The organism is Spirillospora sp. NPDC029432 (assembly GCF_040703975.1).
In the GTDB taxonomy this organism is placed as follows: Bacteria; Actinomycetota; Actinomycetes; order Streptosporangiales; family Streptosporangiaceae; genus Spirillospora.
Genome location: NZ_JBEZWH010000022.1, coordinates 63,692 through 83,208 on the forward strand (window position 1 = coordinate 63,692; position 19,517 = coordinate 83,208).

At 68.9% G+C, this 19,517-nt stretch carries 11 protein-coding genes; 1 reads left to right on the forward strand and 10 read right to left on the reverse strand.

The window, feature by feature from the left end:
- Positions 1–100: 100 nt before the first annotated feature.
- The 9 genes from AB0881_RS19440 to AB0881_RS19480 form a co-directional block, all read right to left on the reverse strand.
- Positions 101–3,148, reverse strand: a complete 3,048-nt coding sequence (locus AB0881_RS19440; RefSeq protein ID WP_366618365.1) for an AAA domain-containing protein — start codon at positions 3,146–3,148, stop codon at positions 101–103.
- Positions 3,149–3,236: 88 nt separating this feature from the next.
- Positions 3,237–4,433, reverse strand: coding sequence for a hypothetical protein (locus AB0881_RS19445; RefSeq protein ID WP_366618367.1), 1,197 nt, complete (start codon positions 4,431–4,433; stop codon positions 3,237–3,239).
- A gap of 5 nt (positions 4,434–4,438) precedes the next feature.
- Positions 4,439–6,583, reverse strand: coding sequence for an AAA family ATPase (locus AB0881_RS19450; protein ID WP_366618369.1), 2,145 nt, complete (start codon positions 6,581–6,583; stop codon positions 4,439–4,441).
- A gap of 20 nt (positions 6,584–6,603) precedes the next feature.
- Positions 6,604–6,873, reverse strand: coding sequence for a hypothetical protein (locus tag AB0881_RS19455; protein ID WP_366618371.1), 270 nt, complete (start codon positions 6,871–6,873; stop codon positions 6,604–6,606).
- Positions 6,874–6,930: 57 nt separating this feature from the next.
- Complete coding sequence (locus tag AB0881_RS19460) at positions 6,931–8,820, reverse strand: ATP-dependent endonuclease (protein ID WP_366618373.1); 1,890 nt, start codon at positions 8,818–8,820, stop codon at positions 6,931–6,933.
- 442 nt (positions 8,821–9,262) lie between these two features.
- Positions 9,263–10,900: an integrase gene (locus tag AB0881_RS19465; RefSeq protein WP_366618375.1), complete on the reverse strand. Its 1,638-nt coding sequence runs from the start codon at positions 10,898–10,900 to the stop codon at positions 9,263–9,265.
- 230 nt (positions 10,901–11,130) lie between these two features.
- Entirely contained in the window at positions 11,131–13,098 is a 1,968-nt protein-coding gene (locus AB0881_RS19470; protein ID WP_366618377.1) for a DUF2075 domain-containing protein, read from the reverse strand.
- 180 nt (positions 13,099–13,278) lie between these two features.
- Positions 13,279–15,180, reverse strand: coding sequence for a DUF2075 domain-containing protein (locus AB0881_RS19475; protein WP_366618379.1), 1,902 nt, complete (start codon positions 15,178–15,180; stop codon positions 13,279–13,281).
- A 135-nt stretch (positions 15,181–15,315) separates the two neighbouring features.
- Positions 15,316–15,672, reverse strand: coding sequence for a nucleotide pyrophosphohydrolase (locus tag AB0881_RS19480; RefSeq protein ID WP_366618381.1), 357 nt, complete (start codon positions 15,670–15,672; stop codon positions 15,316–15,318).
- Positions 15,673–15,848: 176 nt separating this feature from the next.
- Between AB0881_RS19480 and AB0881_RS19485 the strand changes: the two genes are divergently transcribed.
- Positions 15,849–17,369 carry a serine/threonine-protein kinase gene (locus tag AB0881_RS19485; RefSeq protein WP_366618383.1) on the forward strand — a complete coding sequence of 507 codons (1,521 nt, stop codon included), beginning with the start codon at positions 15,849–15,851 and terminating at the stop codon, positions 17,367–17,369.
- Here the strand turns inward: AB0881_RS19485 and AB0881_RS19490 are convergent.
- On the reverse strand, positions 17,366–19,441 hold the full coding sequence (locus tag AB0881_RS19490) for a UvrD-helicase domain-containing protein (protein ID WP_366618385.1): 2,076 nt from the start codon (positions 19,439–19,441) through the stop codon (positions 17,366–17,368). The two genes, AB0881_RS19485 and AB0881_RS19490, sit on opposite strands and share 4 nt — an antisense overlap.
- Positions 19,442–19,517 lie beyond the last annotated feature (76 nt).

The window sequence follows — 19,517 nt, forward strand, 5'->3', positions numbered from 1 at the left end:
CCGGAGGAAGCCCGGCGGGCCGCAACTCCTTGACGGAAGAGGTTAGCGAGACTCCCTGACAGTTCGGCCTGACTCCAGTCCTGGGCGGTGCAACAGATATTCACCCGTTACCGGGGAGCCACTGCCGGACGCTATCCCTCGGCACGTTCACGTCGACGTGCCACAGCTTCCGATCCCAGTCGAATCTCGCTCGTGCCACCCGCTTGGCCTCATGCCTCTCTTCGTACGGGACCGCGAGGTAGAGCCGGTCGCCGACGATGCTCCCGGGCCGTACCGTGTCTGCGCCGCCCGACCTTCCGCCGCCCGACCTTCCGCGGTCGCCGTTGCTCGTGTGCCGCGGTGGGGTGCGCGCGGGACGGTCCATGCGGGCGCGTTCGACGATGTGCCGGACCCGTTCGCAGGCGGCCGGGTCGGTGATGCGCATCATTAGGTCGGTGGATCCGCTGTGCGCCAGCAGGTTGAGAGAACCGTGCCAGAGGACGGTGTCGTCGAGGATCAGGACCTTCTCGTGCATACGTTCACGGGCGGTGACCTGGCAGCCGGACGTCTCCAGCAGCCTGACCAGCTCGGCCTCCTGCGTGCCCGGCTCGTGGCGCCGGGTGTGCACGGTGACGCGGACGCCCTCCGCCGCCCGCGGCGCCAGGTGGCGGAGCCAGTGCCGTACCGCCTGGGCCGAAAGGAAGGCGCAGTAGATGTCGATGCTCCCGCGCGCGTGGACGATGTCCCACTCGACGGCCCGCGCGACCTCGTCGGCGGGGAAGAAGGCGGGCCGGGCCAGTTCCTCCTCGTCCAGGCCGCCCAGATCGGCGGCGCTGCGCACCGGAACGAGGTCGTCGACGGGGATCCGCTGCGCGTGCCGCTCGAGATGCCGCAGCATCCTCCCGGCTTCACTGCCGCGACTCAGCATGCGGCTCATGAAGTCCACGTTGGCCACCACGACCAAGTGGTCCTGGGCGCGGCTGAGCGCGACGTTGAGCAGCCGGCACGTGGCGGACGAGAGCCCCGTGCCCTCGTAGAAATGCCCGAGTTTCGTGCCCGCACCGGTGACCGTGTCGATGATGACGAGCGGCCGCTGGCTCCCCTGGAAACGGTGGACGGTGTCCACGAGCCCGTCGTATTCGGCACCGAACCGGTACGTGAGACTGGCGTTGAGGGCCTGCTTCTGGCTCCGGTACGGGGAGATGACCGCGAGCCGCTTCGTCGGCTGCGCTCCCTCCGCCTTGCGGGCGGGAAGCACGGTGTCGTACTGGAGTCCCCGGATCAGCTCGTGGATCACCGCCTCGTGGACCGGGTTGGACAGGTGGGCGTCCCGGCCCGTTCCGTTGAGCGTGCGAGCGGAGGTGTCGACCAGCACCAGTGAACTTTCGATCAGTGGTGAGGGAGGCAGGCTGCTGCCGTCCGCGCGGCCGGTGAGCAGGGGAGAGTCGGGATAGGCGACCTCGTTCACGAGGGTGCAGATCGCCGGGCGCATGCGGTACTGCTCGTTGAGGGCGACCATCCTCGGATCGCCGTGGACGGCGGTGCCTTGAGCGTCCACGAGGCCGGCGGCGTGAAAGGCGTCCCGGTCCATCCACTGCAGCGAATGCCTCTGGTCCTCCGGCGACGCCGTCCTGCTTCCCGATCCGCGGGTGACGGCGGGCAGTTGCCGGAAGTCGCCTGCCACGACCACCCGCTTGGCGGCCATCCCCGCCGCGTACCAGGCCGAGGGGAGGTTGACCATTCCGGCCTCGTCGACGACGACGACGTCCACGGTGTCCATCAGCTTCCGGGACTGGACGGCCTTGGAGACGGTCGTCCCCATCACCCGGCAGCGGCCGCGGACCGCGTCCGCGATCTTCTGCCGTTCGTCCTGCAGCCGGTTCAGCTCCTTCTGAGCGGCCTCGGCCACGGCGCGCAGCTCCTGGACAGGAGGCAGCGAACGGACTCTCTCGATGAGAGGGGCCAGGGTCCTCTGGGCCGCCTCCAGAGCCGCACTATGGCGCGAACGGTCGCGCAGCGCCGTCTCGTGACGTTGCCGGAAGAGCTCGAACGCATGATGATGCCGCGCGTACTCCAATTGCAGGTTCTGGAGCCTGTCCAGCTTGCGCTGAGCGAAGAGCCCACTCGGAGTGCCGATGGCGGCGATCTCCTGGCCCACCCGCTGCAGATGCGCGGACGCGGTCTGACCCCCGCGCTCGGCCTCGCCGATCTCATGGTCGGTCGAACGGAGAAGGTTCTGCAGCCGCCCCGCCTCGGTGACGGCCGCCGCGGCCTCCTCATGCCGCGCGATGCCCTCCCGCAAAGGCTTCAGGTCCGCCGCGATCCGGGTGATCTGCGCGTCCAGTGAGCTCGCCAGGCGCTCGGCGATGAGGTCCGGGCTGACCCGCTCCCGGTACTTCGTCGAGAACGAGGCGACGGCGATCTCTCCAGCACGCTGGACGAGTCCCGAGTCGAACCCTTCTTCGCCCGAGAGCAGATCGCACATCCGCTCCATGGCCTGGTCCACCGCGACATGGGTGGGCGCCAGGAAGAGCACTCGGAGACCTTGCCGGTAACAGCCTTCGACGATGCAGGAGACCACCTCGGTCTTGCCCGTCCCCGGCGGCCCCCAGACGAAGGTCGCCTCACTCGCCAGCGCCTGCTCCACGGCCTGCCGCTGCCGCCCGTTCAGCCGCCGGCCGCGGTAGCCCGGCAGCAGCCGGTCCGCGTCGCCGGACCGGGCGGTGCGCGGACGCCCCTGGCCCACGACCCATCCGGCCGACGAGAGATTGACGGGCGAGTCCGGGCCGGCCGCCTTCTCCAGCCGCTCGGCCAGCGTCGCCAGGCCCGCCGTCTCGTCCTCCGCGAGTTCGGCGCTCACGGGTGCGGGCCCCAGATCCGCGCCGGTGACCACCCGTACCTTGCCATCAGGCATGCGCTGAACCTGGGCGCGTGCCCAGGGCTCGCTGGAACGGACGCGCCGGATCACGAGGTCCTTGACGCTGAACGACTCGTTCCACCTCTTGCAGGAGAACAAGTACTCGCGTTCGTCGCCTGCGAGCCGCTCCACGCGGCCGTCCCGCAGTGACACCTTCTCGGCGTTGCGCAGCTCGTCGTGGAGCATGGCCCGGATCTCGGAGCGCACCGCGCGGAGGAGATCGGGGACCGGGTCCGGCACGGCACGATCCACGGTCACTCCCCAGCCCCCTCGGCTCCGACTCCAGCGTGGAATTTACTCATCGGTCAACGGGTTGTCAGTTGATTTCGCCTCAATGCGCTCAACTCAGCGAATCGCAGATGAGCGTGGCGATGTGGCGGATCCGGGCGAGCACGTCCGCCGGCTCCAGGTCGAGGTCGAGCGAGTGACAGACGATCTCGATGCCCGAGGCGCCGACCGTGTACGTCCACGCATCCTGATGCCCGGCGGCGTAGATGAGGTGACCACGCTCCAGGCCCAGCGACGTGCAGTAGCCCAGCATCTGGAAAATCGCGTCCCGGGTCCCCCCGATCTTCTTCCGCTCCCACATGTACTTGGCGTCGAGGACGGCGATCGGCTTCCCGCCTCGTTCCCAGGTCAGGTCCGGCTTGAGTTCGAGGTGCCCGGCCGTGTCCAGATGCACCTTGGCGGTGCGACGCCGCCCGCCCAGCGTCCGGGTGAACTCGTCGGCGAAGGCGAGGCAGACGAAGTCCTCGAAGACGTCCTCCATGTCGACGAGGAAGCCGTTGCCGGTGAAGGAGCCCTCCGCCTGCTCGATCGAACGCTCGCGGAGGACCAGCTCCGCAAGGCGTAGAGCGGGGACATAGCGTCTGTTGCGTCGATTCTCCGACCAATGTGGCATCCCGCTGTTGCGGGGGATCGGCGTCACCCCCGGCAGCCGAAGCAACTGCCGGATGAGCAGCTTGCGGGCCTCATCGTCCCGGTGGAGCCCCGCTGCGCCGAGCATGCGCTCGAGCGCGGTCCGCAGTATCCGGTTCTCCGCGATGTCGGTGGTCAGCTCGTCATGACGGATTTCCAGCGGCACGGGCCGGCCCATCCCATGCTGCATCTGATCCGTTACTCGCAGCCGCCCCCGCAACACCGTCGAGGTCGCGTCGGCGGTCCGGTATCCCTGCAGGACGCCCTGGTCCAGAGCCTGCTTCGCCTGGCGGCCCAGCATGTTGGCGAACGCCGGAACGAGCCCGTCCGCGTCGCCCAGCGAGTCGCTGCCCGCATGAGCGTCCCAGTCGATCCGGCCGACCCCGTACCCGAGCATGAACAGCACCCGCTTGAGCGGCAGCTTCGGACTGAAGTGCAGGTCAAGATGTCCGACCCTGACCGCGCCGACCTTCGGGCGTGTGGGCTTGACGAGCCAGTGCCCGTCCGGGGCCTGCTTCGCCGTGGCGTACGGACAGCCGTTGATGACCGAGGCGTCCGCGGCGGTCAGGTGCTGCGGGTGGCACTTGCCGGTCTCGCTCACTCGAACGACGACGCCCATGGCCGTCAGTCTCCGCTGCCGATCGCTTCGCGCAGTGCGTTCAGCCCGTAGCGGGTTTCGACGTCGGTTCCGGACGCTGCGTGCATCTCTCTCAGTAGAGGCAGGACGTCGGTGCTCCACACCTGCTCCAGACCGCCGGCCTCCTCGTAGATGTGGTCGTGCATGAAATATGAGGGGCCGATGGCGTGATCCCGTCCTTCGGGCAGGTCGTCCTCGATCCGCCGGTTCAGTTCCTCGACCAGGGCCGGGATCTCAGAGTCGAGGTCGTTGTTCTTGAGCCACCGGCGCAGCAGCCCCCGTGTCGGCTGCTCCGAGGGATGTAGTTCGACGAAGGCGAAGCGCCGACGCATCGCGGCGTCCGGGAGCGAGATCGTGCGGTCCGAGGTGTTCATCGTGCCGATGATGAAAAGGTTCTCCGGCAGGGAGAAGCCCTCATTGGGCGTGTACTGCATGTGGATGCGGCGGTCCCGGTACTCCAGCAGGAAGTACAGCTCACCGAAGACCTTCGCCAGGTTGGCCCGGTTGATTTCGTCGATGACGAGGATGTACGGCGTGGACGGGTCGTCCTGCGCCTCCTCGGCGAGGGTACGGAACGGCCCGGCGGACAGCTCGAATGAGATGGTGCCGTCCTCGCCCTTCTTCGGCCGGAAGCCTTCGATGAAGTCCTCGTAGGCGTACGACGGATGGAACTGGACCAGTTTCACAGCCTGGTCCTCGGTGAGGTGCCGGGCGAACTCCTGCGCGAGGAAGGTCTTTCCGGTGCCGGGAGGCCCGTACAGAATGATTTGCTTGCGCCGCATGAGCAGCGACTCCAGCCTGCGCAGCCAGTCGACGTCGTCCAGCAGGAGACGGTCAGCCAGGTTGTCGTCGACATGCCGGAACTGCGGTGTTTCGCGCGCGGGGCGCGGAGCCGCGGCCGGTGTTTCCCTGTAGCTGCGGCACAGTTCCCTGAGATCGTCGAGGGCGGTCGTGAGGTCGACGACATGCTCCTGGCTGGTCAGCAGCGCCGGGAGCGGGCCGGAGAGGGTGCGCAAATCCAGAGGCCTCGTTCCGTTGAGCCAGTCCACGGACCTGCTCAGGGAGGTGCGGACGGTGCCGGGGAGTCGCTTGGCGGATGGGTCGTCGAGGGTACCGAGAAAGACGCTGCCGCGTGAGGTAGTGACGATCAGGTCACCCGTGGTCATCTGGTTGAGGAACCGGTCGTACTCGACGAACCTCCGCTCCTGGAAGGCGTAGGACTTGTGGGAGTAGGAATTCCGAACGAGCTGCCGGAGTTCCTCGGGTGAAGAGACCGACCCGTATCCGACTTCTGGCGGGACGTCAAGAGTGACCAATCCGGCCTCAAGCCAACCCCAGACCAGGGGGCGATTTCCGGTCCTCGGTTCGCGGACCATCCAGGCGCGCTGGATGGGTGCAGTAACCATGCCCTCCCTCTGGGAGCGCTCAAGCAGTTCCTTGAGGGAGTCAGCGGTGAGTCGCTGGTTCGAGTCGGCGAACCCTTCCTCGTCGAAGTCCACGCCCTCGTTCTCCATGCGCTGCTGCAGGGAGACGTTCCTGAAGCTCGAGTGCAGCATGCCCTCGGACGGAATCGCTCCCTCGACCGTGAGCACCCGGTACGAGGTTGGAAGCCTGGTACGCCCGGCGGCGAGGAAGAAGCGGACCTCGTTCGCCGTGGACCCGGTGAGTTCGGCGATGTCGGCGTCCGCGGTCCACCAGCCGGGCGTCACCTGGTCGATGGCCTGGGCGATGAACCGCTGGACCTCGCTCAAGTTCTTGTGGGCGGCCTTCCGCTTCTGGTCGATTTCCCGGTAGCGCGCCTTCAGTTCGGTGATCAGGGGGTCGTGGAGCGGGTCGTCGCCGTCCGGATAGGTCTCCAGCGCCGTGAGGCCGGCCTCGGTGATCGCCCAGCCGCCGCGCTTGGTGATCCAGCCGATGGTCGCGGCGTCGCCGGAGAACCATCTGAGGTGCACCTCCCACCGGGTGCTGCCGTCCTTGTACGACTCCATCTCGTATCGGGTCGGAGGACCGGTTCGCTTGAGCACACGGCTGAGCACCTCTTGGACGTGCAGGGGGTCGGGGGCGTCCCGCAGCACCTCCAGCGTGGTGCGCACGAACAGTGCGACCCTGACGGTCTCGGCTTCGTCGGCCACGATCGGTCCTTCCTTCTTGGTCAGCGGCGAGGCGGCGCGGCCTGGGCGGGGAAGCAGTGGCTGCACGCCGTGTAGCCCTGGGACTGCGCGACCGGCAGGGCGGTGCGGGCCGGGTCGTGGACGTTCATGCCGAGCCGTTCGGCGTAGCTCTGTCCGTCGAGGAGTGCTCCGCAGCGCGGTGTGCGGTGGAAGCAGTCGCCGCCCTTTGTCACGTACACATGGGCGGCGAGCCCCGGCGGTACTGGAGCGCACTGCGCCTCGCCGCACTGGCCGACGATCAGCTCGTGCATGCATCGTTGTTCGGGCATTGTCCTCCGCCGATCTCTGGATGCCGGAGTGGGAACGGATCAGTCCTCCGCGCACAGGTCCATGACGCGGTTGATGATGTCGCTCAGCCAGGCGGGCGGACCGGCGGCGGCGTCGACGGTCGCCTGGCGGTAGGTGTCCTCGTGCTTGCCGTCCAGGCCGCGACCCTCCTCGACGAGCCGCCACCGCGCGGTCTCCCACTCCGGCCAGTCGCTCTCCAGGTAGGTCTCCAGGCAGTCGTGGACGACCGCGTAGTGCTCGTGCACCTTTGTGGCCGGGTGGTCCTCGACTGCGCCGCCGAAGTAGCCCACTAGCCTGCGGTTCTCCTGCCGGTGGCCCGCCATCGCCTGGGCGATCTTGTCCGGGGCCATCTGGCGCGCCCTCGCGCGCCGCTCGAAGTCGGCATCGCCGTCGAACACGGCGTAGCAGGGCACGCCCAGTTCGGTGAGCAGGGCGTGGGCCAGCGGGATGCGGCTCTTGCCACCGAGGTCGACGACCACGATGCCGTTCCGGTTGAGCGGGTCGGCGCGCAGCCCGCAGCCCTCCAGCACCGCCAGGTCGGTGGGTCCCTCCACCAGGATGACGGCGCGGGCGAACAGGGCCTCGGGGATGCGTTGCAGGCACACCTGCATGAACTGGCGCCGGAAGCTGCTGGGATCCAGGACGCCGGCGAGCCGGTCGGCGACGGTGTCGGCGGTCGTCGAGGCGATTCGTACCGAGGCGGTTCCGTCCGAGACGTCGCGCGTCATCCGGCGGACCTGGGCGAAGCCCTCGGTCTCCAGGAAGTACGGGCTGTGCGTCGCGTACGCGATCTGCACGCCCCGGCCGGTCTCGCGTGCGATCTTGCGGAGCACCGCCGCGAACGCCCGCGCCTGCACCGGGTGCTGGAAGAGTTCGGGCTCCTCGATGGCGAGGAAGATGGTTCGGTCGGACTCGACGGCCCGGCTCTCGGCGAGGAGCCGCAGCGCGGAGATGAGCAGAGCGCGCTGGAAGCCGTGTCCCTGCTGGTCGATCCGGGTACGGGCACTGCCGTCGCGTACCGAGACCTGGAACTGGACCTGAGGGAGCCGCAGCTCCTGGACGAGCGGTGAGACGTGGACGCTGCGCCCGCTGGTCAGCTCGGAGACGGCGGCCGTCAGGTCGTCGGAGAGCGTCTCGAGCTGCTCACCGAAGTGCGTGCTCTGGATCGTCGCCCGGGTGGCGTTGACCATGAGCTGCAAGTCGGCCATCTCCTGCTCGGCCTGGGTACGGTCGATGGCCTGGTCGAGGATCCGCCCGATGACGGAGCCCTTGGCGTCGCGGCCCTCCTCGTCGGCGCGCAGGTCGGCGCTGACGAAGACGTAGTCGAAGAGGCCGGTCATCTTGGCCTGACCGGCGAAGCCGAAGAAGTGGTTGGCGGCGTCCAGTTCGGTGCTCTCCAGCAGTTCGGGGTGCGTCCGCTCCCACTCGTCCAGCGCCTCGTCCAGTTCCGCCGCGTTCCGGACGGCCGGCAGCTCCATCTCGGGGCATTCCGTACGCATCCTGTTGTAGGCGGCGCGACGTTCTCGCGCTCCGGGGATCTGCCGGAGGGCCTCGAACGGCGGGTACGCGAGGGCGTGGCCGGACAGCTTGTCGTCGCCGTCCTCCCAGCGCCGCCACAGCTGTACGGTGTCGCGGCCGTCTGCGGCGTACTTGCCGAGGGTGAGGCGGTCGAGGGGGTTCAGGTCGCCGAACTCGACCTCGACGCTGATGCGTCGGTCGGCGGAGTCGGCCGACACGTCCTCATCGGTCAGGGGACGGCCGCGGTCGCCGTTGAAAAACCAGTCAAGGGCGCGGAGTACCGACGATTTGCCGACTCCGTTGGGGCCGATGAACGTCGTGATGTCGTCGAACCGGATGTCCACGTCCCGCAGACACCGGTACCCCTGGATCCTCACCCGTCGGATGCGCACCGTCGCACCCCATCGGTCACTCGTGGCTCCGCGCAACCGAAATAGCGCCAACGCCCAGAAGTGATCGTTTTGGACGCTTTCGGTCGGCCTTCGACTCCCGTCCGAAAGCGGTCGGTGTGAACCGGGCATGTCTCCCGAAACGCCTTAAGGGTGCGAGCATGCCCGAAGTTATGATCCTGCTTCACGCAGCGGCGCGGTGAGGCACGGGACGGAGGGAATGAGGTCGGCCGGACCGACCCGATGCTGCTCACCGAGCGCGCCGTACGGGACCTGGCCGAGGCTCGCGAGCGCAACACCGGTACCGTCCAACCCGGCGGGACGGTCATCACCCGCCACGGCGACACCGACGTCCGCTGGTGGACCTGGGCCGGATTCCGCGCCAACGCCGTCCTGACCGCGACACAAGCACTCGAAGAGCCCGTGCGGTTCGTGGCCGGCTCCTCTACTCGATCAGCTCGCACACGTGCCGCCCGGCCTCGTCGCCGACCAGTTGGAGCGCGGTGTCGGCCTGGGCGGCCAGCATCAGCGGCTTGGTCCCGTTCCTGAGATGCGCGTGCGCTATGCGGTCAAGGGCCGCGCCGACCAGCGGAGCGGAGGTCCGCAGCGTCGCGGAGAGGGCGACACCCCCGGTCGAGCCCCCGTGCAGGACGATGTTGCGGCTCCGGTAGAGCCGCCGCAACGAGATCTCCACGTGCCGGCGCACCTTGGCGAGGGTCGTACGCGGGTCGTCGAGCACCTCCAGCATCCGCTGTAGTGCCGCGACGTCGCTCTCCAGGCGCCAGGCGTGGACCAGCGGCATGGAGCGCCTCTCGCGGAGCCGCTCGGCGACGAGCAGCGCGCGCTCGCGGTTGGTCTCGCAGGCGTCGAGGCGGGCATGGAGATCGTCCCCCTTGGCCTCGCGCACCCGGTACGACAGCGCCGTCATCTCGGCTCTCGTCCATGAGCAGGCCACCAGCGCCGCCGCCCGCTCCGCGGCGACCACCTTCCCGCGCTTGTCGGGATCGCGCGCCTCGGTGAGCAGCGACTCGAGCGCCGTCCACCCGCCCGCGACCGCGGGGGCGAGCGCTCCCCCGTTCAGCGCCGAGGCGATCTCCAGGGCGTCGTCCAGCGGGTCGCGGTCGTCGCGGCCGTGCCGCCGGGGCTTCTGGCCGACGGCGTACAGGCGCTTCTCGGCGACGAGAGAGTGGACGTGCGCCTTGCGGGCGGGAGGATGCAGCAGCATGGGGGTGTCCCAGCCGTCGACCAGGACCTGGGCGAGCGGCACCACCCTGCCCGCGTCCGCCATGAACCGTGCCCGCGCCTGGAGCCGCTCGACGAGGTCGTAGGTGAGTTCGACGGCGCGCTCCGGGTCACGCGCCTCCACCGTGTAGCTCATGCCCCCGACCACGGCCGCGGCCCGGTCGGCCGGGCCCGCCTTCCGCAGCAGAGCCTCCGCCTGCTCCGCGGGGATCCAGTGCTTCAGGGCGGAGGTCTGCTTCTCGAAGTCCGGGAGGTTCTTGAAGAAGACGGTGACCGTCCAGGGCCGGAGCGGATGCGCGAGCAGTGCGGCGGCCTCCTCGATGAGGTCGGCGGCGGAGAGCCTCGCGGCGCCCGCCTGCAGCCACCGGTGCACTCCGGCCGCGCTGTGCCCGGAGTCCAGCAGATGCGCCGTCACCGCACGCGCCACCCGTTCGGCGCCCGCCGACGTCCGGTCGGCCACCTCGGCGGCCCAGCGGTCGAGGTACCTGGGACGCGCCGCGTCGATGAGGTGGCGGAGCTTGCGCCTTCCGTCGCCGGCCACCGTGAGCTCGGTCTTCAAAACCGCCTGGAACTGCCGGCGCACGTCCTTGGAGCCGATCGCGGGGTCCGAGCCCAGGACTCTCTCCATGGCCAGGCGCGGCCATTCGACGGCCGCGGCGTGCAGGACACCGCCGTCGACCCATTCACCGGCCTCGTGGAGTTCCTCGAGAGCGAGGAACGTGCCGACGTCCCACAGCCTGCGAACCCACGGCGTCGTGGGGCTCGTGAAGTCCAGCATCCGGGCCGCGAGCCGGCGGGAGTACAGCGACGTGCGATCCCGGCCTTCAGGCGATGTGGTCATGGGCGGCTTCCTGCAGCGGTCTTCCTGGCAAAAGGAGAGGGCGCGATCCACCGGATCGCGCCCTCGGGGGCGTGTCGCCCCTGTTCAGCTCGCCGCCGCAACGCGACTAGCTACCGCTTAGGCGCTGGGCGGCGAGTACTCCGATTATCGGGTACGAACGCCAGAAGCGTGACCCGAAGCGGTCAAGTGGTGGGAATGAGTATAGGACCCGAACATCGGATGTCCGGCGTTTATGGCTGCTCGACCGGCCCCGAAGCCGCCACCGAATGCGGCGGTATCAACGACCTGAGCAGCTCCTGTGTCTCCGTGTCGACGGCATGGATGACCACTCCGCGAAGGCTTCGGGTCAGCAGCACCTTGTAGATATTGCGAAGCAGTCGCCTGAACTCCTCTTCGGGAAGAGTTCTGACCTTACGCTGCCCGAGTTCCGGATCCTTGTTCTTCTCCCGTTCCGGAACCAGGCGCCCCCGGCGGGCGACCAGGTCCTCTCCGATGATGACGCCGGTCCAGTCGAATTCGAGCCCCTGGGCGGTATAGACGCAGCCGACCTGCTCGAAGCCGCCGGGGGCGGTCGCCCACAGCGCCCTCGGCGGCGCGTCCCCCACCCGGGAGTCGGACTTGGCGTTCCACGGACGGGCCCAGTCGCCGATCACGACCTCCGGCTCCAGCGTCCCGTCCGGCCGCGGTGCGCTCCACGGCCAGCAGTAGCCCGCGACGATCCGCGCGGACGCCCCGGCGTCCATCTTCGAGCGCAGCAGCGTCTCCATCTCGGCCGGGGAGTCGGCGAGCACGACGGCGAAGTCCGGGTCGCCCTGCCAAGGGGCGGGCGGCTTGTCCTCGTCCCATGCGCCGTCCTCGTCTCCAAGGCCGAGCAGGCGCCGTACCCACTGGTCGTAGGCGATGCTGCCGCCGTAGCGCCACTGGCCGGTCAGCGGGATGTGCTGGAATGGGATCGAGAGGCTCTGCGCATGCGACTTGATCGCGGAGATCGTGCCCAGCTCGCCGCGGCCCACGGTCTGGTTCTCGTCGAGAAGGAAGACGGGCACGTGTGCCGACTCGATCATCGTCTCGATCTGCGGCCGGTCGCTCTTCTTCTCTTGCTGCCACCGGTTGAAGGTCTTGCTGCGGGCGCGGTGGGCCTCGTCGGCGATGAGCACGTCCAGGTCGTGCTCGGAGGGGACGCCGTAGTCGCTGAAATACGTGAACAGCTGCTGCTGTTCCTTCCCTCGGGCGACCCGGGCCCGGAGGGTCTTGGTGAAGGCGCTCGACCCGGTCGCGTGCCTGACTTCGCGTCCCCGGGCGAGGAGCGCCTTCAGGAGTTCGAGTGCGATGGCGCTCTTGCCGGTGCCCGGCCCGCCGGAGATGACGATGACCCGCTTCGTTGGCGCCCGATGAGCCTCCTCGACCGCATGGAGCACGGCGCGGTAGGCCGCGATCTGCCGGTCGAGGAGGTTGAAGCCGTCCCGGCCGTTGAGCGCCTCCACCGCCTGCTCGATGAAACCGCGACGGAGCTTGATCCGGCTGTTGAGCAGGCGGTCCGCGGCCGCCGTTCCGCCGGCGGGGGAGAAGCGCCCGCGAAGGTGGCGTATGAGGTCGTCGCGATCGGATTGGGTGAACAGGCCGACGTCCAGCTCGTCGGCCAGCCCATGCAGCTTGGCGGCCTCGTGAGCCGCCATGTTGTGCATGAAGACGAGCCCGCGTACCGAGTCCGGATGCGATTCCACCGCCTGGCAGAAGGCGAAGATCTGATCGCGGTAGCCTGCCACCTGGTCGGCGGGATGCTCGACGGGCTTCCGGCGGCGGTCCCATTGGACCTGGTGCTCGTCACCGTTGTAGAACTCCACCGACTCCCATTGCTTGAGTTCGACGACGAGGAAGATGTCGCCGCCCGAATGGCGGTCGACTCCCGCGAGGACGACGTCCGCCTGGCTGTTCTTCTGGTGGGGCATCGGATACTCGACCAGTACCTCGATTCCTCCCAGGCCGGCGTCCACGATCGTGTGCACCAGGGCGGTCAGGCTGTTCTGCCACGCCAGCTTCTGGGCCCTGGTCACCTTGCGCGATGACTGAGCCTTCTTCTTCAGATTCTCGGTCAGAGCGTCGACGAAGGCCCTCTCCGCCGCCGAGTCCGGATTACTCAGGTCCTTGTACAGGTTCTCGGCAGACGCCCGGTACGCAGGCTGAGGCGCCACTGTCACGATCCACCCCCATGCCGGGGGACCCGTCCGACTCCAGTGCACACTGGAGGCCCCCATGCGGTCACGTATTAGGACATGGGGGACATTACCGATTTGGTCAGCCAGGCGCAGCGGAATTGATCTCCGACGCGGGATGGAAGCCGGACCGGTCTCCTGCCGGTGGCGAGGTGTGGTGGTGGTTCAGCGGACGAGGGTGGCGAGGAATCGCTGGGTCTCCGGATCGACCGAGTAGAGGGCCGTGCCGACCATGCCGCGCGTCAGCAGCACCTTGTAGGTGTTGCGGATCAGCCGGTCGGCCTCCTCGTCGGACACGGTGCGCGGCTTGAGCGCCGGATCCTTGCTCGCGGCTCGGACGGTGGTCAGCCGGCCGTCGCGGTAGACCAGGTCGGGGCCGATGATGACGCCGCTCCAGTCGTACTCGAAGCCCTGCGCCGTGTAGACGCAGCCCACCTGCCCGAAGCCGCCCTCGTGCGTCGCCCACAACTCACTGGGCGGGGCGTCGCCCACGGCCCGGTCGCCCTTCACGTTCCAAGGGCGCGCCCACTCGCCGATGATCACGTCCGACACCAGAGAGAACGACCGTCCGGTGGCGTCCTTCTGGGGATCGCTCCACGGCCAGCAGAAACCCGCGGTCATCCGGGCGGTGTACCTGCGCACCGTGCCATCGCCCGGGTCCTTGCGCTCCGACCATTCCTGAAGGAGCGCCTCCAAGTCGTACGGGGACTCCGCCAAGGTCACCTCGAAGCCGTCATCGCCGGTCCAAGGCTCCGGGGGGCCGCCGTCAAGCCCGAGGAGGCGCAACACCCACTCCTCGTACTTGCGGCTGCCGCCGCACCGGTACTGCTCCGCCAGCGACACCTCGCGCACCGTCAGGCCTTTGGCCTTCGCGTGCTCGCGGATCTGTGCCAGCGTTCCCATCTCACCGGGGCGTACGACCTGGTGCTCGTCCAGCAGGAAGACCGGCACCTTCGCGGCGTCCATCAGCTCCACCGCCTGCGGGCGGCCGGTGCGGAGCCGGGCGGGCGTGAAACGGCTCGCCGAGACCTTGCGGATGCGGTGCGCCTCGTCGCAGATCAGTACGTCGAGTTCGTTCTTGTCGGCTTCCATGAAGTTGTTGAAGTACTTGAACATGGCCTTGGTCTTGGGCGATCCCTTGGCCACGTAGCGCCGCATCGTCCCGGTGAAGGACTTCGAGCCGGTGGCGTGCAGTACGGAGTAGCCCTGGCGGGAGAGTTCCCCCAGGAGCGACAGGGCGATGACGCTCTTGCCGCTGCCCGGACCGCCCGTGATCACGACGACCGTCTTGAAGTCCTCGCGGCGTGCCTGGTCGACCGCGTGCCTGACCATCTCGAACGCGAGCCGCTGCTCGTCCAGCAGAACGAACTGCTCACGGATCTTGATCTCCTCCGCCGCATATCGCAGCAGTTGCTTGGACGGCCGGACGGCACTCGTCAGCAGTCGATCGGCCGCCGGGGCTCCAGGCTGTGGTGCGAACCGGTCCCGCAGGTAGTCGACGAGTGCGCCGCGGGTGGACTGGGTGAACAGCCTCGTGCGGTCGTCCACCACCGCGTCGTAGAGGTCGACGACGTCGAGTTTCGCCGCGTTGTGGAGATAGGCCACCGCGTGCACGGCGTCGCGGTGATCGGCCAGGACGCTGACGAAGTCGTAGATGTAGTCGCTGTAGCCCTTCGCCTGCAGGGCGGGGTGTAGCTTCGGCTTACCGGACATGTTGTGCACCAGCACGCGGGTCGGGTCCTCCTCCCAGACTTCCGCGCGACTCCACTGCTTGAGCTCCACGATCACGTACGCGTCGCCGCCGGTGCGCCGATCGACGCCCGCGAGGACCACGTCCGCCCGCTTGCTGGTCAGCGGCAGCCGGTACTCGATCAGCATCTCGACCTGGCCCAGCCCGGCCTCGACCAGGTCCTCGGCCAGGACGGGCAGGCTCCGTTCCCACGACCGCCGCTCGGACGCCGAGACCGTGATGCCGTCCCGCATCCTCATCTGCTCGGCGAGAACATCGGCGAAACGGCTCTCGACCGGCGACAGCAATGACTCGGCGGTACGGCGGAAGACCGACAAAGACCTACTCCCATGCAGCACGGAATTCTCGTGCGGTAGGGGGCATGTCCGGTACCGGTCGAAGAGCCGATCGGCGGAAGCCCGTCGGGCCGCGAACTGTGGGAGCAGACTATCGACACTTGCTGACATAACGAGTCAGAACAACGGAGGAGCCTTACGGGCGGATCCGCGATGGGTCTCCACGCCATAGCGCCGCTCGTGCTCTCGGATCTTGCCGTCGGCGGCGCTCAACAGGTCGACGCCGAGGATGTCGGCGAGTCGGGTCAGATAGATGAAGACATCGGCCAGCTCGGAGCGTACCCGCGCGCCCGCCTCGGGATCCTTCATGACCTCGGTGGACTCCTCGGGCGTCAGCCACTGCAGCTCCGCGACCAGCTCGCCCACCTCACCGCTGAGCGCCATGGTCAGGTTCTTGGGCGTGTGGAACCGCTCCCAGTCCCGTTCGGCCGCGAATTCGCGTAGCCGTTCCGCCAGCTGCTTGATCTCCTCCATCCCGCCAGGCTAGACGCACGGGGAAGGGCCTTACTGCGGCGTTCCCGCAGGGGCCGGCCAGTGTCACGGCTGCCGCACGCCCGTCTGGCGCCGGGGCCTTACGGGAACGTCTTGTGGCGCGGAGGGCGGGTGGGGAGGAGACTGGGCGCGGGGCCGGCGGGCCGGAGGAGGCGGATGTGCGGCGGGGGCTCGTGCTGGCGGGGCGTTACGAACTCGACCAGGCGATCGGGCGCGGCGGCATGGGCGAGGTCTGGCGGGCGTACGACCAGCTCCTCGACCGGCGGCTGGCGGTCAAGTTCATCCTCGTGCACCCCGGCGACGCCGGCGGCGACCTGATCGCGCGGTTCGAGCAGGAGGCCCGCAGCACCGCGTGGCTGGACCACCCCGGCGTGCCCGCGGTGTACGACCTGGGCGAGCACGACGACGACGTGCGCGGGCACTCCCTCTACCTGGTGATGCAGTACGTCGAGGGCATGACCGTGGACCATCTCATCGACCTGCATGGAACGTTGCCGGTCTCCTGGGCCGCGCTGATAGGAGCGCAGGTCTGCGCCGTACTGGCGGTCGCGCATCAGCGGCCGCTGGTGCACCGGGACCTCAAGCCCAGCAACCTCATGCTGTGCCCTGACGGCTCGGTGAAGGTCCTCGATTTCGGTGTCGCGGTCGGGCTCGCGCCGGATGACGTACGGAGGACGTCCACGGGAGCGGGCGCCCCGTACACGCCGGGTTACACCGCACCCGAGCAGATGTACGGCAGCCCCACGCCGCAGAGCGACCTCTACTCGCTGGGCTGCGTTCTCTACGAGCTGCTGACGGGACGGCCGGTGTTCCCGGGGGAGACGCCGTACGAGGTCATGCGCCGCCACGAGGACGACGTACCGGTCTCCCTGCGCGAGCTACGGCCGGAGGTCCCGGCCGCTCTGGACTCGCTCGTACTGCAGATGCTGGCTAAGCAGTCCCCGGACCGGCCGGCCGACGCGCACGAGACGTACGAGCGCGTGCTGGAGTTCGTCACCGACCTGGAGCCGCTCCCGGGCGCCGTCGACACGGCGGCCCGGCCGTCCCTGTACGGCCGGGCGCAGGCCCGTATCCGGGTCGCCGACACGCCGCGGCCCGCGCCGGCTCCGCCGCGGGCCGCCGGGCCGGTGCGGCTGCCGTCCCACGGCGAGGTGTCCCGGGCCCGCGTCGAGGCCGCCGACCTCGCCTCCGCCGGCCGCTTCACCCAGGCCGCCGAACTCCTCTCCGACCTGGCCGAACCCGCCCAGCTCTCCCTGGGCGACGACGACGCCGAGGTCCTGCACCTGCGGCTCGACCTCGCCGAGGTGCTCTACCAGGGCGGTGATTACCGCCGCGCCATACCCGCCTACCGGGTCGCCGCCAAAGGTCTGTCCGAGTGGTACGGCCCGCACGACGACAAGGTCCTGCACTGCCGCGAGCAGGAAGCCGTCTGCGAGGCCCAGCTAGGAGAGACCGACAAGGCCATCCGTCTACAGGAGGCCCTGCTCGCGGACATCTCCGACCCGTACGACGACCTCTCCCTACGCCTCCGCGTACGCACCGGACGCTTCCGCCTGGCCGCGGGCACCGGCAGCAGGGACGAACTCTCCGCCCTCTTGGCCGACATCCGCTCGCACTACGGCGACGACCACCCGCAGGTCCCGGAACTCGTGGAACTCCTAGCCGAACTCCCCGGCTAGGAGGGCAGGAAGGCGCTGGGCGCCACCGCGTACGACACGTACAGATGGTCGCGCGCCCGCGTGCACGCGACGAACAGCAGGCACCGCTCCATCTGCACGTCCTGCGCGTGCGCCTTGGGGTCCTCCTCCTCGGCCGCGATCGCCGACGGCGACGGGACGGACGCCTCGTCCACCCCGATCACCGCGACGCACCGGAACTCCAGCCCCTTCATCCGGTGCATGGACCCGATCTGCACGCCGTCGGACTTGCTCGGCGCCTGGAACGCCGTGATCCCGGCGGCCTTCAACCGGCCCGCGGCCTTCTTCACCAGGTACGTGTAGCGGGCCGCGACACCGATCGCGCTCGGCTCGACGCCGTCGTCCAGCCAGGCCCGCACCTGCTCGACCAGGCCGTCCAGCTCGCCGTCGACGTCCTCGTACCGCCTGACCACGGGACGCCGGCCGTGCATGGGGGAGCGGTAGCCGTCCAGGGTGTCCGCCGAGTCGTCCAGGCCCTGCGCCGGAACGAGCCCGAGCAGCGGCACCGCCCAGCCGAGGATCTCCTGCGTGGTCCGGTAGTTGAGCCTCAGCTTGGCGCTGCGCCCTCGCACGTTGATCCCGAGGCCCGCCAGCGAGACGTGCCGGTCGTAGATCCGCTGGTGCGGGTCCCCGACGATGAACAGGTCGTCCGGCCCCTCCGCGACCAGGCGCCGCAGCAGCCGCCACTGCGTCGGGTGGATGTCCTGCGCCTCGTCGATGATCACGTGGTCGTACTCGGGCGCCCGCACCAGATCGGCCGCCTCGTTCGCCAACTGCGGGAAGGTGGACTTCCGCTCCGCCTTGAGCGAGGTCACCACCTGGTCGATGGCCTTCCACACCACCGCCCGCTGCGCCTTCCCCAGCGGAACGCCGCGGCCGACGCGGCTGCACGCCAGATACTCGTCCTCGCTCGCCAATTCCTGAGCGAGTACGACGTGCTCCCATTCCCGCCGCAGGAACGTCGGTGAGAAGGGCAGCCCTTCGGCCGCCTCCTCCCACAGCGGATCCACCACGTCCGCGCCGGCGATTCCCGGCCGGTGATGCCGTGCGACGATCCCGTACGCCACCCGGTCGACGTTCACGACCTCGATCCGGTCCCGCACCTTCGCGTCCTCGATGAGCAGGGCGAGCTGCTTCTCCAGCGCCTGCGCGAGATTCTTCGTGAAGGTCGTCAGCAGGATCCGCGCCCGCGGATCCGCCTGCGCCAGAAAGCGCGCCCGGTGCAGCGCCGTCACCGTCTTGCCCGTACCGGCACCCCCGGTGACCTGCGCCGGACCGCTGTACGACGGCCGCAGCGCCACCTTCCGCTGCACCGGATGGAGGAAGATCCGCCAGGTGTCGAACGGGTGCGCCAGGATGTCCCGCAGTTCCTCCGGCCCGTTCACGAAAGCGACCCGCTCCGGGGTACGGCGCATCGCCGTGACGATGTCGTCCGGATCCACCATGGGCGGCGGCTGCTCGGCCGGCAGGCATTTGGCGACCTCGCCCCACGCCTGGTCCACGGTCATTCCCTGAGCCAATGCCAGCAGCGCGACGTACTGCGGCTCCGGCAGATACTTCTCCAGCGCCTGCAGATGCGCCTCGGTCGTGATCAGCCGTACCAGTGGAACGAGCTCCCGGTCGACTCCGAGCTTCAGCAGGTCCTTGTCGAAAAGGTGCTCGAAAAGCCGGTACTCGCTGCTCTCCGCCGCCTTCTCCAGCGCCGGCGAAATGTCGTCCAGGGCCTTCTGGTCCCGGACCTCCAGCACCCCGATCGCCTGGTTGACCGTGAACTTCCGGCTCTTCGCGTACGCGATCGCCTCATCGTGCCGGAGCACCGACAGCAGGCAGTAGACGTCGCCCTTGTCGGGCGCGAGCACCACTCCGCGCCAGTACAGGTCGATCCTGATCGTCCGGATCCGCGGATCCCGCGCCCCGCTGAGCTTCTCCAGATGCAGCCCGGCGTGCGAGTGCTCCGCGAACTTCGCGAACGCCGCCTCGACCCCCTTGCGCACCTTCGGCTCCAGCTTCGCGTACTGCGGCATGAACGAGTCCGCGACAGCCAGCTGCGCCACTACGCGCGCCTCCTCAACCACCCGACCGGATGTCGCTCACATCCTAGAAGCGAAAAATGGGCGCGAACTTCGTCCC

Bases quoted from the DNA above. Each gene is read 5' to 3' on its own strand.
- AB0881_RS19445 (WP_366618367.1), bottom strand. From the start codon at position 4,433: ATGGGCGTCGTCGTTCGAGTGAGCGAGACCGGCAAGTGCCACCCGCAG.
- AB0881_RS19455 (WP_366618371.1), bottom strand. From the start codon at position 6,873: ATGCACGAGCTGATCGTCGGCCAGTGCGGCGAGGCGCAGTGCGCTCCA.
- AB0881_RS19480 (WP_366618381.1), bottom strand. From the start codon at position 15,672: ATGGAGGAGATCAAGCAGCTGGCGGAACGGCTACGCGAATTCGCGGCC.
- AB0881_RS19465 (WP_366618375.1), bottom strand. From the start codon at position 10,900: ATGACCACATCGCCTGAAGGCCGGGATCGCACGTCGCTGTACTCCCGC.